Genomic DNA, 15,253 nt, shown 5'->3' on the forward strand with positions numbered 1-15,253 from the left:
CGGGACGATGCGGCGAGGACCGTGACACGTGCGGTCCGCGATCCCTCCGTCCTGGGAGGACCCCATGCGAACACGCGCAGCCGTGCTGTGCGCCGCCGCCGCTGTCGTGGCCGGGTCGGTCACCGCGCTGCCCGCGAGCGCCGCCGCCCGAGCCCCCCTCCAGGTGTCCCCGGTGACCTGGAAGAAGTGCGGCACCACCGACTACCCGACGCTGCAGTGCGGCTCGGTCAAGGTGCCCCTCGACCACCGCGACCCGGCCGGGAAGCAGCTCACCCTCGCCCTCACCCGCGTCCCGCACACCGCGACCGCCTCGCAGGGTCCCCTGCTGGTCAACCCCGGCGGCCCCGGCGGCAGCGGGCTGGGCCTGGCCGGATTCGTGGCCTCCGCGCTGCCCAAGAAGGTGGCCGCCCGCTACGACGTCATCGGCTTCGACCCGCGCGGGGTCGGCCGCAGCAGCCCCGCGATCGACTGCGCCCCCGGCTACTTCAAGCCGGTGCGCCCCGACTCGGTCCCGGCCACGCCCGCCCTGGAACAGGCGAACCTCAAGCGGGTGAAGTCGTTCGCGGCGGCCTGCGGCAGGAGGTACGCGAGCCTGCTGCCGTACCTCGACACGGTCAGCGCCGCACAGGACCTCGAATCCGTCCGGCTGGCCCTCGGGGCCCGCCGGATCAGCTACTTCGGCTACTCCTACGGCACCTACCTGGGCGCGGTCTACGCCAAGCTGCACCCGGACCGGATCCACCGCCTGGTCCTGGACTCGATCGTGGACCCGACGGGTGTCTGGTACGAGGACAACCTGAGCCAGGACTACGCCTTCAACGACCGCCACCGCGCCCTGATGGCGTGGATCGCCAAATACCACGCGACCTACAAGCTGGGCACCGACCCGGAGCAGGTCGAGGCCAAGTGGTACGCGATGCGGGCCGCGCTGGCGAAGAAACCGGCCGGCGGCAAGGTGGGCGCCTCCGAACTGGAGGACACCTTCATCCCGGGCGGCTACTACAACGGCTACTGGCCCTACCTGGCCGAGGCGTTCTCGTCGTACGTCAATGGCAAGAAGACGACGGCGCTGGTCGAGGCGTACAAGAACTTCGCCGCCGTGGACGCCTCGGGCGAGAACGGCTACAGCGTCTACGCGGCCGTCCAGTGCCGGGACTCCTCCTGGCCGCGCGACTGGAACCAGTGGAGCAAGGACAACTGGGCGGCGTACCAGAAGGCGCCGTTCATGACCTGGAACAACGCCTGGTACAACGCGGCGTGCGTCTACTGGCCGACGAAGTCGCTGAAGCCGACGAACATCGCCAACGGCAAGCTCCCCGCGGCCCTCCTCTTCCAGGCCACGGACGACGCGGCCACCCCCTACCAGGGCGGCGTCACCGTCCACCGCCTGCTGGCCCGCTCCAGCCTGGTCGTCGAACAGGGCGGCGGCAACCACGGCGTCACCCTCAGCGGCAACACCTGCCTGGACAAGTACCTCGCCACCTACCTGACCGACGGCACGGTCCCGCGCGGCACCGGCACCGCCGACGCGGTCTGCGGGAAGAGCCCCGACCCGAAGCCCCTGACCACGAAGGCGGCTTCCACGTCGTCCCGTGGCTCGACCCTGCACGGACTGCTGGGCTTCCGCGGCTGAGAGCCCGCCGACGGCCCCGGCACCCCGGAAAACCGGGGCTGCCGGGGCCGTCCGCTGTCTAGGGTGCCGTCATGAACGACGACTCCCTCCGCATCCGCCCGATGGCCCTCGACGACTGCGACCGGGTCTCCGAGATACGTGTCCGGGGCTGGCAGTACGCGTACGCGGGGCTCATGCCGCAGCCGTTCCTGGACGGGCTCAGCGTCGAGCGGGACGCCGAGCGGCGGCGGGCCCGCTTCCGCGACGGCGAGGACGGGGTGACGGACCTGGTCGCCGAGAAGGCCGGCACGATCGTCGGGTGGGCGGCGCACGGGCCGTACCGGGACGGCGAAGTGCGCACCGGCGCGGCCGAGTTGTACGCGATCTACGTCGACCCGGCCCACGTCGGGACGGGGGCCGGGCGGACGCTGCTGGCCACGGTCCTCGAACAGTGCGCCCGGCACGCGCGCCTGTACCTGTGGGTACTGAAGGGGAACGCGCGCGCCCGGCGCTTCTACGAGCTCGCGGGCTTCCGGGCCGACGGCACCGAGGAGCCGTACGAGGTCGACGGGGTGGCCGTGCCCGAGGTGCGGTACGTCAGGGAGTTCGGCGTCACCGCGGCTTAGGGATGCGGGCCAGGGCCTGGACCGCCGCCTGGGCGAGGGTGGGGTGGGCCAGCGCCTCGCTCAGGACGCGGCGGGCCCGGGGGTCGGCCAGGGTGCCGAGGCCTTCGACACAGGCGAGGGCGACCCGGCGGTAGGGGTCGTGGGGGCGCAGCCGGCGTTCCAGGGTGGTGATCAGGGCCGGGACGGACTCCGGGGCGCGGAGTTCGACCAGGAGACGGACCGGGTGCAGGGCGTAGGCGACGCGGAGTTCGTTGGTGGCCAGGGCGGCGGCCGCGCGGGCGGTCCGCGGGTCCTGGAGGCGGGAGAGGGCGTAGGCGGCGGAGGCGCAGCGGGGTGGGTCACGGTGGTTCAGGAGGAGGACCAGGGTCTCGAAGGCCCGCCGGTCACCGGCCGTCCCCAGCCGGTACGCCGCCAACTCCCTGGCCCACAGGGGCTGTCCGGCCGCGGTGAGCACCTCCGCCAACTCGTCGTGGTCCTCGGTGGCCAGGAGCCGTCCGTAGGCGGCCGTTCCCTGCGACTCCTGGCGCAGACGCTCCGTGAGTGATCGCAACTCTTCGTCCACGAAGCCCAGCGTAGAGGGGTCGCGGGGACGGGGGGACGTACATCACAAAGTCGGGGGGCTGGCGCGCTCGTTACCCGCCGGTTAAGCTCAATCGAGCGAGTCACCCACTCGCACTCACGCTCACATCGGTTTGGTGACGCAACCGCGGTGAGCATCAGGTCGGTTCGGTACCTCGGTACCGCAGTACGGCACGGCTCCGGGACAGGGCCGGTCGGAATCCGCCGCTCCCGGGCGTGTGCGCGCCCCCGGCGGCAGCACCGGGCGTGTGCGTTCGCAGCCCGGCACCACCCGCATTCACGCAGCTCTCCGTGCACCCGGTGCGCCCCTCGGCGCACCCGGGCGCGTTTCCAGTCGTCACCCTCATTCCTGGAGTCCCGCGATGGCCACTCCCCAGTCCGACCCTTCCCTGTCCCCGCTCAGGACCGTCGCCGTCGTCGGCCTCGGCACCATGGGCACCGGTATCACCGAGGTCCTCGCGACGGCCGGCCGCGACGTGATCGGCATCGACGTCAGCGAGGCCCAGGCCGCCCGCTCCCTCGCCGCCCTGGAGGCCTCCACGGCCCGGTCCGTGGAGCGCGGCCGGCTCACCGAGCAGGAGCGCGCCGACGTCCTCGCCCGGGTCCGCATGGGCACCGACCTCACGGCCGCCGCCGACGCCGACCTGGTCATCGAGGTGGCCCCGGAGTCGTACGACATCAAGCACCAGATCTTCCGGGAGCTGGACGGCATCGTCCGCCCGGAGACCATCCTCGCCACCGGCACCAACGCGCTCTCCGTGACCCGGCTGGCCGCCGACTCGGCGCGCCCCGAGCGCGTCCTCGGCCTGCACTTCTTCAACCCGGCCCCGGCGATGAAGCTGGTCGAGGTGGTCTCCTCGGTGCTCACCGCGCCGAGCGCCGTCGCCACCGTCACGGACCTCGCCCTCGAACTGGGCAAGGAGCCGGTCGCGGTCGGCGACCGCCCCGGGTTCGTCGCGGACGGGCTGCTGTTCGGCTACCTCAACCAGGCCGCCGCGATGTACGAGGCGAAGTACGCCTCCCGCGAGGACATCGACGCGGCCATGCGGCTCGGCTGCGGCCTGCCGATGGGCCCGCTGGCGCTGCTCGACCTGATCGGCATCGACACCGCGCGCACGGTCCTGGAGGCCATGTACGCCGAGTCCCGTGACCGGCTGCACGCCCCGGCCCCCATCCTCAAGCAGCTCAGCGAGGCGGGCCTGACCGGCCGCAAGTCGGGCCGCGGCTTCTACAGCTACGAGGCCCCGGGCAGCGCGAACGTCGTCCGCGACGCCCAGACCCCGCTGGACGGCGCCCAGCTCACCCCGGGCCGTACGGTCCGCTCGGTCGGTGTCGCCGGCTCCGGCACCATGGCCTCCGGCATCGCCGAGGTCTTCGCCAAGGCCGGGTACGAGGTCGTCCTCGCCGCCCGCAGCGAGGAGAAGGCCCAGGCCGCCAAGGCCCGCATCGGCAAGTCCCTGGACCGCTCGGTCGGCAAGGGCCGGATGACCGCCGAGGCCGCCGCGCAGACCCTGGACCTGATCACCCCGGCGGGCTCGTACGACGCCTTCTCCGACGTCGACCTGGCCGTCGAGGCCGTCGCCGAGGACCTGGAGGTCAAGCAGCAGCTGTTCGCCACCCTGGACAAGGTCTGCAAGCCGGGCGCGGTCCTGGCCACCACCACCTCCTCGCTGCCGGTCGTCGCCTGCGCCCGCGCCACCTCGCGTCCCCAGGACGTGATCGGCATGCACTTCTTCAACCCGGCGCCGGCCATGAAGCTGGTCGAGGTGGTCCGTACCGTGCTGACCACCGAGGACGTCCACGCGACCGTCCGCGAGGTCTGCGCGAAGATCCGCAAGCACGCGGTCGACTGCGGTGACCGGGCCGGTTTCATCGTGAACGCGCTGCTGTTCCCGTACCTGAACAACGCGATCAAGATGGTCGAGGAGCACTACGCGTCGCTGGACGACATCGACGCGGCGATGAAGCTCGGCGGCGGCTACCCGATGGGCCCGTTCGAACTCCTCGACGTGGTCGGCCTGGACGTCTCGCTCGCGATCGAGAAGGTGCTGCACCGGGAGTTCCGCGACCCGGGCCTGGCGCCCGCGCCGCTCCTGGAGCACCTGGTGGCCGCAGGCTGCCTCGGCCGCAAGACCGGCCGTGGCTTCCGCGAATATGCCCGCCGCTGACGGCGTCGGCGACTGGTTCCGGGACGAGAACGACTGGGGCGGACTGCTCGACCCGGGCAGCCAGCTCCCGCCCGCCCGGCCCGGCGCTCCCCCGCCCCTCGCGGGCGGGGGAAACCCCGGACATGCGCATCAAGCTGCGCACATGCAGTACGTTCGGGTCATGCCCCAGCCCGCCAGGTCCTCACGAACACCAGCCACGCCCGACGCGCCGGAGAGTGCCGCGGGCAGCCGCGCGGCGGCCCAGCGGCTCAAGATGCGCCGGGAACTGGCGGCCGCCGCGATGGAACTCTTCGCGACCAAGGGGTACGAGGCGACCACCGTCGACGAGATCGCGGCCGCGGCCGGGGTCGCCCGCCGCACCTTCTTCCGTCACTTCCGCTCCAAGGAAGAGGCGATCTTCCCCGACCACGACGACACCCTGATCCGCGCCGAGGCGGTGCTGAACGCGGCCCCCGCGCACGAGCACCCGCTCGACACCGTGTGCCGCGGCATCAAGGAAGTCATGAAGATGTACGCGGCCCGGCCGGAGATCTCGGTCGCCCGCTACAAGCTCACGCGCGAGGTACCCACCCTCCGCGAGGCCGAGATCGCCTCGGTGGCCCGCTACGAGCGCCTCTTCACCCGCTACCTCCTGGGCCACTTCGACGAGCACGCCCACGCGGACGACGCCAACGACGACCCGCTGCTGGCCGAGGTCGCGGCGTCGGCTGTGGTCACCGCCCACAACCATGTGCTGCGGCGCTGGCTGCGGGCGGGCGGACAGGGGGACGTGGAGACGCAGCTGGACCATGCCTTCGCGATCGTGCGGAAGACCTTCGGGAACGGGATCGGCGCGGGCCGGGAGACCGAGCCCCGCCGGCCGGCGTCGGCCTCGGTCGCCTCGCAGGGGGAGGTACTGGTGACCGTGGCCCGTACCGACGCCCCGCTGGACGAGGTCATGCGGACCATCGAACAGGCGCTCAAGGAGCGCTGAGCCCCCTTCCCGGAGTGTCCTCGGACACTCCGCCGCTGTGATGACGGCCACCCGCCCGGGTGGCCGTTTTGGCATGTCAGAGCACCTTTTCAGGCGCCTTTCCGCGGCCGTTCGATCGATCATCGCTCATTTGTTACGTAAAGATTTCATCTGAGGCGAAGTCATGGCACTCAGTGCCTTGCGGCCTGACACGCGGTGTCATACGTTGATGGAGTCCGGCCTGTCCCGGTGAGCCCACCAGCTCCCCCGCCGGACGCCTGCGTCACAGGCAACCTCCCGCGCCACAAAGCGCTGCCACAGCACCACCCCGCCGAACCGACGGCATCTTTCCCAAAACCCTCAGCAGCACCGACGTAACCCTCAGCGCCCCTTCCCTCAAGGGGCGCAAGCATCGCCGGAGGCAACACCGTGACCACTCAGGCCATTCTGGACGCGATCCAGTCGCCGGACTCGACGCCGGCCGACTTCGCCGCCCTGCCGCTCCCCGAGTCGTACCGCGCGATCACCGTGCACAAGGACGAGACGGAGATGTTCGCCGGTCTGGAGACCCGCGACAAGGACCCGCGCAAGTCCATCCACCTCGACGAGGTGGCTCTGCCCGAGCTGGGCCCGGGCGAGGCCCTGGTCGCCGTCATGGCATCGAGTGTCAACTACAACTCGGTGTGGACGTCGATCTTCGAGCCGCTGTCGACCTTCGGCTTCCTGGAGCGCTACGGCCGCCTCAGCGAGCTGACCAAGCGCCACGACCTGCCGTACCACATCATCGGCTCCGACCTCGCGGGCGTCGTCCTGCGCACCGGCCCGGGCGTCAACGCCTGGAAGCCGGGTGACGAGGTCGTCGCGCACTGCCTCAGCGTGGAGCTGGAGTCCAGCGACGGCCACAACGACACGATGCTCGACCCCGAGCAGCGCATCTGGGGCTTCGAGACCAACTTCGGCGGGCTCGCCGAGATCGCGCTGGTCAAGTCCAACCAGCTGATGCCGAAGCCGAACCACCTCAGCTGGGAGGAGGCCGCCGCCCCGGGCCTGGTCAACTCCACCGCCTACCGGCAGCTGGTCTCCCGCAACGGCGCCGGCATGAAGCAGGGCGACAACGTGCTGATCTGGGGCGCGAGCGGCGGACTCGGCTCGTACGCCACGCAGTTCGCGCTCGCGGGCGGCGCCAACCCCATCTGCGTCGTGTCCTCGCCGCAGAAGGCGGACATCTGCCGCGCGATGGGCGCCGAGGCGATCATCGACCGCAACGCCGAGGACTACAAGTTCTGGAAGAACGAGCGGGAGCAGGACCCGCGCGAGTGGAAGCGCTTCGGCAAGCGCATCCGCGAGTTCACCGGCGGCGAGGACATCGACATCGTCTTCGAGCACCCCGGCCGCGAGACCTTCGGCGCCTCGGTCTTCGTCACCCGCAAGGGCGGCACCATCACCACCTGCGCCTCCACCTCGGGCTACATGCACGAGTACGACAACCGCTACCTGTGGATGTCCCTGAAGCGGATCATCGGCTCGCACTTCGCCAACTACCGCGAGGCCTGGGAGGCCAACCGGCTGATCGCGAAGGGCAAGATCCACCCGACGCTGTCGAGGACCTACTCCCTGGAGGAGACCGGCCAGGCCGCCTACGACGTGCACCGCAACCTCCACCAGGGCAAGGTCGGCGTGCTCTGCCTCGCCCCCGGGGAGGGTCTCGGGGTGCGTGACGAGGAGATGCGGGCCAAGCACCTCGACGCCATCAACCGCTTCCGCAACATCTGAGACACCCGAGGTCATAGATGACTGAGCGTCAGAATGCCGAAGGCACGCGGGAGAAGGACCGGCCGTGGCTCATGCGCACGTACGCCGGGCACTCCACGGCCGAGGCGTCCAACGAGCTGTACCGGCGCAACCTCGCCAAGGGCCAGACAGGTCTGTCGGTGGCGTTCGACCTGCCGACGCAGACCGGCTACGACCCCGACCACATCCTCGCCCGCGGCGAGGTCGGCCGGGTGGGCGTGCCCGTCTCGCACCTCGGTGACATGCGCCGGCTGTTCCAGGACATCCCCCTGGAGCAGATGAACACCTCGATGACGATCAACGCCACCGCCATGTGGCTGCTGGCGCTCTACCAGGTCGTCGCGGAGGAGCAGGGCGCGGACATCACCAAGCTCCAGGGCACGACCCAGAACGACATCGTCAAGGAGTACCTGTCCCGGGGGACGCACGTCTTCCCGCCGGGGCCCTCGCTCCGCCTGACGACGGACATGATCGCGTACACGGTCTCCCACATGCCGAAGTGGAACCCGATCAACATCTGCAGCTACCACCTCCAGGAGGCGGGCGCCACGCCGGTCCAGGAGATCGCGTACGCGATGTCCACCGCCATCGCGGTCCTCGACGCCGTGCGCGACAGCGGCCAGGTGCCGCAGGAGCGGATGGGCGATGTCGTCGCCCGTATCTCCTTCTTCGTGAACGCGGGCGTCCGCTTCGTCGAGGAGATGTGCAAGATGCGGGCGTTCGGCCGTATCTGGGACCAGATCACCCGTGAGCGGTACGGCATCGAGAACGCCAAGCAGCGCCGCTTCCGGTACGGCGTCCAGGTCAACTCGCTCGGCCTGACCGAGGCGCAGCCGGAGAACAACGTCCAGCGGATCGTGCTCGAGATGCTCGCGGTGACGCTGTCGAAGGACGCACGCGCGCGTGCCGTGCAGCTCCCGGCCTGGAACGAGGCGCTCGGCCTGCCGACGCCCTGGGACCAGCAGTGGTCGCTGCGCATCCAGCAGGTGCTGGCGCACGAGAGCGACCTGCTGGAGTACGAGGACATCTTCGAGGGCTCGCACGTCATCGAGAAGAAGGTCGCCCAGCTGGTCGAGGACTCCCTCGCCGAGATCGACCGGATCCAGGAGATGGGCGGCGCGATGGCCGCCGTCGAGTCGGGCTACCTGAAGTCGCAGCTGGTCTCCTCGCACGCCGAGCGCCGGGCCCGGATCGAGTCGGGCCAGGAGAAGATCGTCGGCGTCAACATCTTCGAGACCACCGAGCCGAACCCGCTCACCGCCGACCTGGACACCGCGATCCAGACGGTGGACCCGGCGGTCGAGGCGAGGGTCGTGACGGCGATCGGGCGCTGGCGCGACACGCGCTACCAGCCGCCGTTCAACCACCCGCGGCCCTGCAAGGCCCTGGAGCGGCTGAAGGAGGCCGCCAAGGGCACCGGCAACCTCATGGAGGCCACCCTGGAGTGCGCCCGTGCGGGCGTGACGACCGGCGAGTGGGCCGGGGCGCTGCGCGAGGTGTTCGGCGAGTTCCGGGCGCCCACCGGGGTCTCCTCGGCGCCGATCGCGGTCCCCGTCGAGCCGGGCTCGGCGCTCGCCGGGGTGCGGGCCAGGGTGGACGCCACCGCCCGCGACCTGGGCAGCGGCAAGCTCCGCTTCCTGGTCGGCAAGCCCGGTCTCGACGGCCACTCCAACGGTGCCGAGCAGATCGCGGTGCGCGCCCGGGACGCCGGCTTCGAGGTGGTGTACCAGGGCATCCGGCTCACCCCCGAGCAGATCGTGGACGCGGCGCTGGCCGAGGACGTGCACGCGGTCGGTCTGTCGATCCTCTCCGGGTCGCACGCGCAGCTGGTCCCGGATGTCCTGGAACGACTCCGTGTGGCCGGTGCCACAGATATACCCGTGATCGCCGGTGGCATCATCCCGAACGGGGATGCCGAGCAGCTGCGGGAAGCCGGAGTGGCCGCGGTGTTCACCCCGAAGGACTTCGACATCACCGGAATCATCGGCCGCATCGTCGACGAGATCCGGAAAGCGAACAAGCTCGACCCCCTGGAGGTCCCCGCATGACCACGCCCGTCAACCGGCTCCGCCCGCGGCGCTCCTGCCTGGCCGTGCCCGGCTCGAACCCCCGCTTCCTGGAGAAGGCGCAGGGTCTCCCGGCGGACCAGGTCTTCCTGGACCTGGAGGACGCGTGCGCGCCGCTCGCCAAGCCCGGGGCGCGGCACACCATCGTCAAGTTCCTGAACGAGGGCGACTGGACCGGCAAGACGCGCGTGGTGCGCGTCAACGACTGGACGACCGAGTGGACGTACCGCGATGTCGTCACGGTCGTCGAGGGCGCCGGCCAGAACCTGGACTGCATCATGCTGCCGAAGGTGCAGACGGCCCAGCAGGTGGTCGCCCTGGATCTCCTCCTGACCCAGATCGAGAAGACGATGGGCTTCGAGGTCGGCAAGATCGGCATCGAGGCGCAGATCGAGAACGCGCAGGGCCTGAACAACGTCAACGAGATCGCGACGGCCTCCCCGCGCGTCGAGACGATCATCTTCGGCCCGGCCGACTTCATGGCGTCCATCAACATGAAGTCGCTGGTCGTGGGCGAGCAGCCGCCCGGCTACCCGGCGGACGCCTACCACTACATCCTGATGAAGATCCTGATGGCCGCCCGCGCCAACAACCTCCAGGCGATCGACGGCCCCTACCTGCAGATCCGCAACATCGACGGCTACCGCGAGGTCGCCCGGCGCGCCGCCGCGCTCGGCTTCGACGGCAAGTGGGTGCTGCACCCGGGCCAGGTCGAGGCGTCCAACGAGATCTTCTCGCCGTCCCAGGAGGACTACGACCACGCCGAGCTGATCCTGGACGCGTACGACTACTACACGTCCGAGGCGGGCGGCAAGAAGGGCTCCGCGATGCTCGGCGACGAGATGATCGACGAGGCCAGCCGCAAGATGGCCCTGGTCATCTCCGGCAAGGGCCGGGCCGCCGGCATGCAGCGCACGTCGAAGTTCGAGATCCCGGAGGCGTGACCGCGATGCAGTTCGGACGCACGTACGAGGAGTTCGAGGTCGGGGCGACGTACAAGCACTGGCCCGGGAAGACGGTCACGGAGTACGACGACCACCTGTTCTGTCTCCTCACCATGAACCACCACCCGCTCCACATGGACACCAACTACGCCGAGAAGACGACGGACTTCGGCAAGAACGTGGTGGTCGGGAACTACATCTACTCGCTGCTGCTGGGCATGTCCGTGCCGGACATCTCGGGCAAGGCGATCGCCAACCTGGAGATCGAGTCGCTGAAGCACGTGGCGCCGACCTTCCACGGCGACACGATCTACGGCCAGACGACCGTGCTCGACAAGTGGCCCTCGAAGTCGAAGAACGACCGCGGGATCGTCTACGTCGAGACCAAGGGCTACAAGCAGGACGGCACGCTGGTGTGCATCTTCCGCCGCAAGGTGATGGTGCCGACCGAGACGTACATCAAGGAGCGTGGCGGCGAGCAGCCGGGCCGCCCCGAGCTGAAGGAACAGGGGAAGTAAGCGATGGCCCGTCTCGCCCAGACCGCCGGTCTGACCGACATCCAGCAGGAGATCCTCTCCACCGTCCGCGACTTCGTGGACAAGGAGATCATCCCGGTCGCCACCGAGCTGGAGCACCGCGACGAGTACCCGCAGCAGATCGTCGACGGCCTCAAGGAGCTCGGCCTGTTCGGCCTGATGATCCCCGAGGAGTACGGCGGCCTGGGCGAGTCCCTCCTCACCTACGCCCTGTGCGTGGAGGAGATCGCCCGGGGCTGGATGTCCGTCTCCGGGATCATCAACACGCACTTCATCGTGGCGTACATGCTCAAGCAGCACGGCACGCAGGAGCAGAAGGACCACTTCCTGCCGCGCATGGCGGCCGGCGACATCCGGGGCGCGTTCTCGATGTCGGAGCCGGGTCTCGGCTCGGACGTGTCGGCGATCACGTCGAAGGCGGTGAAGGACGGCGAGGAGTACGTCCTGAACGGCCAGAAGATGTGGCTGACGAACGGCGGCACGTCCTCGCTCGTGGCCGTCCTCGTACGGAGTGACGAAGGCCACCCCGAGGGTACGGCCCCGCACAAGTCGATGACGACCTTCCTGGTCGAGAAGGAGCCCGGCTTCGGCGAGGTCCGCCCCGGCCTCACCATCCCGGGCAAGATCGACAAGATGGGCTACAAGGGTGTCGACACCACCGAGCTGATCATGGACGGGCTGCGGATTCCGGCCAATCGGGTGCTCGGCGGCGTCACGGGCCGAGGTTTTTACCAAATGATGGACGGAGTCGAGGTCGGCCGCGTCAACGTGGCGGCCCGTGGCTGCGGTGTAGCCCAGCGTGCGTTCGAGCTGGGTGTCCAGTACGCCCAGCAGCGTCACACTTTCGGCAAGGCGATCGCCCAGCACCAGGCCATCCAGTTCAAGCTGGCGGAGATGGCCACCAAGGTCGAGGCCGCGCATGCCATGATGGTCAACGCCGCACGCAAAAAGGACTCCGGGGAGCGAAACGACCTGGAGGCGGGGATGGCGAAGTACCTCGCCTCCGAGTACTGCAAGGAGGTCGTGGAGGATGCCTTCCGGATCCACGGCGGCTACGGCTTCTCCAAGGAGTACGAGATCGAGCGTCTCTACCGCGAGGCGCCGATGCTGCTGATCGGCGAAGGTACCGCCGAGATCCAGAAAATGATCATCGGGCGCAGGTTGCTCGAAGAGTATCGATTCCAGGGCTGATTGTCCGGATACGGGGTGTTTTCTTCGAGAAGAAGATCACACCCCGTCAACGGTCTTCGGCCGCCGACTCGGCTTCCTGGCTTGCCCAGTTGTAGCCCGCGACCGGTACGATCCCCGGAAAGCCGCCGTCCCCCTTTAGAGCGCGGCATCATCCGCTACGAAGGTCATCCATGCCCCACAGCCAAACCTCTGCACATCGAGACAGCCTGGCCGGCGTACGCCTCGCGCGCGGAGCATCGCCGTGGCTTCTCCCGACCGTCGCCACCGCAGCCGTCAGCCTGCTCCGCGCCCGTCGCTCCGGTGCCGCCAAGGCCGTCGCCGTGCCCGCCACCGCGCTCGCGGCGGGCATGCTGTGGTTCTTCCGCGACCCCGAGCGTGAGATCGCCCAGGGCCGTGTCATCTCGCCCGCCGACGGTGTGGTGCAGAGCATCATGCCGTGGAAGGACGGCCGGACCCGCGTCGCGATCTTCATGAGCCCGCTCAACGTCCACGTCAACCGCGCGCCCCTGTCGGGCACGGTGACGTCGGTGGAGCACGTCCCCGGTGGCTTCGTTCCCGCCTTCAACAAGGAGAGCGAGAACAACGAGCGCGTAGTCTGGCATTTCGACACCGAACTCGGCGACATCGAGATGATCCAGATCGCCGGCGCGGTGGCCCGTCGCATCGTGCCCTACGTCCCGCAGGGCACGAAGGTCGAGCAGGGCGACCGCATCGGTCTGATCCGCTTCGGCTCGCGCGTCGACATCTACCTGCCGGAGGGCGTGGAGGTCGCGGTCGAGGTCGGCCAGAAGACCGTGGCTGGGGTGACTCGCATTGACCGTGATTGATCCTGAGACCCAGGCGGGCTGGGTGCCCGAGGCCGACGAGATCGGCGACGACGAGGAGGAGATGCCGCTCTCTCTCCGCCTGTCGATAGCGGACACCCTGACGCTCGGCAACGCGACCTGCGGCTTCATGGCGGTGTACTTCACCACCACCGGCATCCTGATCCCGCACCTCACCGGGGACGACCAGTCCGCGGGCATGGCGCGCCACAGCGCCGCGACCGCGGTCATCCTCATGCTCTGCGCGGCCGTCTTCGACCTGTTCGACGGCCTGGTGGCGAGGAAGCTGCGCTCCTCCCCCATGGGCGCGGAGCTGGACAACCTCTCCGACCTGGTCAGCTTCGGCCTGGCCCCGGCGTACTTCGTCCTCGTCTACGGCATGGTGGCGGACGACGCGTACCAGAAGGTGGCCGCGGTCGGAGCCGTCGTCGTGCTGCTCGCCGTGGTGCTGAGACTCGCGCGGTTCTCCTGCGTGACCCCGCCGAACGGCATGTTCCAGGGCATGCCGAGCCCCTTCGGCGCGCTGACGGTCGTCTCGATCGTCCTGCTGGAGCTGCCGTTCTTCGCGACGCTGCTCGCGATCCTCGGCACCGCCTGGCTGATGGTGAGCCGGGTCGAGTACCCGAAGCCGCGCGGCCCGCTCGCCGGCGCGATGCTCTCCTGGATCGTCCTGTCCATGGGTCTCCTGGCGGCCTGGGCCTTCGACGCCCCGGCCGGCCAGCTGCTCCTCCAGACCGGCTGCGCGCTGCAGCTGGTGATGGGCGCGGTGATCCCGCTGTTCGCCACGGCCCGCCGGGTGAACAACATCCGCGACAACCGCCGCGAGGCGCGGGCGGCCCAGCTGCCCTGACCCCCGCCACGACACCGACGGGTGTGGCCCGAGCCTCGAAGGCTCGGGCCACACCCGTTTCGCGTTCAAGGGCGTACGGCGTTGCCCTTTGACCGGTCAACCACCCCTGCCAGGGGCCGAGTTGCGCAGGGCGAGACAGAAGAGGACGGTGGAATTGGGGTGAAATTTACGGAGATTTGTCCCCATTCGGGGATGGGGATCGCTCCCGTCTTACGGATCGGAGGACAGCCATGACCGCGCTCACCCCCAAGGACTACTCGGTCCCGCACGTCTCGACGCTTCCGGCGAACGAGGGCGACACCGTGAAGCTCTTCGTCAGGGAGTACGACGGCACCCAGGGCAACCAGCCGCACGAGGTGGTGCTGATGCTCCACGGCCGGAGCGTGCCCGTTCTCGCCGGGTACGACCTCACGGTCCCCGGGTCCGCCATCGACTACAACTGGGCACAGGACCTGGCCAGGCACCACTACGACGTCTTCATGATGGACCTGCAGGGCAACGGCCGGTCCCCCCGCCCGAAGATGGACGAGCCCCGCAACGCCAACCCCACGCAGCGCGGCGTCCTGTCCCCCAACCCGCTGTCACCCCCGTACACCGGCCCGCCCCTGTACCCGCACCAGCTGGGCAACACGGGGAGCGAATGCGCGGAGCTGGCCACCGTGATCCACTTCATCAGGTCGCTGCCCGGCCGGGACAAGCCCATGGACTTCGTCGGCTGGTCCGCCGCGGCACCCTCCATGGGCCCCTACACCCTGCAGCACCCGGAGGACGTCAAGAGCCTGTTCCTGCTCGCCCCCATCTTCCCGCCCGCAGGGCGGTGGTCGGGCGATCCCGCGGATCCCTTCGCCCTTCCGCCGGGCACCTCGCTGCCCGTCTCCGACCCGCCCACCCTGTACGGCTTCCCCATGTTCGTCAGCGACAGGACGGGCTTCGTGAACGCCTGGGACAAGGAGCAGGGCACCCCGCCGCAACGCGAGCCCGGCATGGAGAACAAGGTGTGGGCCGCGATGATGGCGAACGACCCCGTCGGCAGCACCTGGGGCAAGGTGCTGTCACCCGGCGTGTACGAGGGCATCCACCGGTTCCGCAACTCCTACTTCTGAGGCTGGACCAA

Annotated in this window: 13 protein-coding genes; 12 read left to right on the top strand and 1 reads right to left on the bottom strand. The window is 69.6% G+C overall.

What is annotated here, in order from left to right; translation table 11 throughout:
• The first annotated feature begins 64 nt into the window (after positions 1 to 64).
• Together ACIPSJ_RS48630 and ACIPSJ_RS48635 are read left to right on the top strand one after the other, a co-directional pair.
• The gene (locus ACIPSJ_RS48630) at positions 65 to 1,633 is read left to right on the top strand and encodes an alpha/beta hydrolase (protein ID WP_401356232.1); all 1,569 of its coding nucleotides are present in this window, start codon (positions 65 to 67) and stop codon (positions 1,631 to 1,633) included.
• 71 nt (positions 1,634 to 1,704) lie between these two features.
• Positions 1,705 to 2,238 carry a GNAT family N-acetyltransferase gene (locus tag ACIPSJ_RS48635; protein WP_401356235.1) on the top strand — a complete coding sequence of 178 codons (534 nt, stop codon included), beginning with the start codon at positions 1,705 to 1,707 and terminating at the stop codon, positions 2,236 to 2,238.
• Here ACIPSJ_RS48635 and ACIPSJ_RS48640 read toward each other — a convergent pair.
• Positions 2,225 to 2,800 carry an adenylosuccinate lyase gene (locus ACIPSJ_RS48640; protein ID WP_401356237.1) on the bottom strand — a complete coding sequence of 192 codons (576 nt, stop codon included), beginning with the start codon at positions 2,798 to 2,800 and terminating at the stop codon, positions 2,225 to 2,227. The genes ACIPSJ_RS48635 and ACIPSJ_RS48640 overlap by 14 nt on opposite strands.
• 379 nt (positions 2,801 to 3,179) lie before the next feature.
• Between ACIPSJ_RS48640 and ACIPSJ_RS48645 the strand changes: the two genes are divergently transcribed.
• The 10 genes from ACIPSJ_RS48645 (at position 3,180) to ACIPSJ_RS48690 (ending at position 15,242) form a co-directional block, all read left to right on the top strand.
• Positions 3,180 to 4,985 (top strand): 3-hydroxybutyryl-CoA dehydrogenase, encoded by a 1,806-nt coding sequence (locus ACIPSJ_RS48645; RefSeq protein WP_401356240.1) that lies wholly within the window; start codon positions 3,180 to 3,182, stop codon positions 4,983 to 4,985.
• 160 nt (positions 4,986 to 5,145) lie between these two features.
• Positions 5,146 to 5,958, top strand: a complete 813-nt coding sequence (locus ACIPSJ_RS48650; protein WP_359225385.1) for a TetR family transcriptional regulator — start codon at positions 5,146 to 5,148, stop codon at positions 5,956 to 5,958.
• Between the two features lie 408 nt (positions 5,959 to 6,366).
• A complete protein-coding gene (gene ccrA, locus ACIPSJ_RS48655; RefSeq protein WP_359225382.1) occupies positions 6,367 to 7,710 on the top strand; it encodes a crotonyl-CoA carboxylase/reductase in 1,344 nt (447 codons plus the stop codon).
• A 17-nt stretch (positions 7,711 to 7,727) separates the two neighbouring features.
• Positions 7,728 to 9,776, top strand: coding sequence for a protein meaA (locus tag ACIPSJ_RS48660; protein ID WP_401356243.1), 2,049 nt, complete (start codon positions 7,728 to 7,730; stop codon positions 9,774 to 9,776).
• The gene (locus ACIPSJ_RS48665) at positions 9,773 to 10,738 is read left to right on the top strand and encodes a CoA ester lyase (protein WP_355719329.1); all 966 of its coding nucleotides are present in this window, start codon (positions 9,773 to 9,775) and stop codon (positions 10,736 to 10,738) included. Before ACIPSJ_RS48660 ends, ACIPSJ_RS48665 begins: the two co-directional genes overlap by 4 nt.
• A gap of 5 nt (positions 10,739 to 10,743) precedes the next feature.
• Positions 10,744 to 11,256: a MaoC family dehydratase gene (locus ACIPSJ_RS48670; protein ID WP_217547894.1), complete on the top strand. Its 513-nt coding sequence runs from the start codon at positions 10,744 to 10,746 to the stop codon at positions 11,254 to 11,256.
• Between the two features lie 3 nt (positions 11,257 to 11,259).
• Positions 11,260 to 12,465 (top strand): acyl-CoA dehydrogenase family protein, encoded by a 1,206-nt coding sequence (locus tag ACIPSJ_RS48675; protein ID WP_107907975.1) that lies wholly within the window; start codon positions 11,260 to 11,262, stop codon positions 12,463 to 12,465.
• 170 nt (positions 12,466 to 12,635) lie between these two features.
• Entirely contained in the window at positions 12,636 to 13,292 is a 657-nt protein-coding gene (locus tag ACIPSJ_RS48680) for a phosphatidylserine decarboxylase (RefSeq protein ID WP_355719335.1), read from the top strand.
• 22 nt (positions 13,293 to 13,314) lie between these two features.
• A complete protein-coding gene (gene pssA / locus ACIPSJ_RS48685) occupies positions 13,315 to 14,139 on the top strand; it encodes a CDP-diacylglycerol--serine O-phosphatidyltransferase (RefSeq protein ID WP_355719360.1) in 825 nt (274 codons plus the stop codon).
• Positions 14,140 to 14,369: 230 nt separating this feature from the next.
• Complete coding sequence (locus ACIPSJ_RS48690; RefSeq protein ID WP_401356247.1) at positions 14,370 to 15,242, top strand: alpha/beta hydrolase; 873 nt, start codon at positions 14,370 to 14,372, stop codon at positions 15,240 to 15,242.
• The last annotated feature ends 11 nt before the right edge of the window (positions 15,243 to 15,253 follow it).

It is taken from the genome of Streptomyces sp. NPDC090088 (assembly GCF_044747345.1).
Classification (GTDB): domain Bacteria; phylum Actinomycetota; class Actinomycetes; order Streptomycetales; family Streptomycetaceae; genus Streptomyces.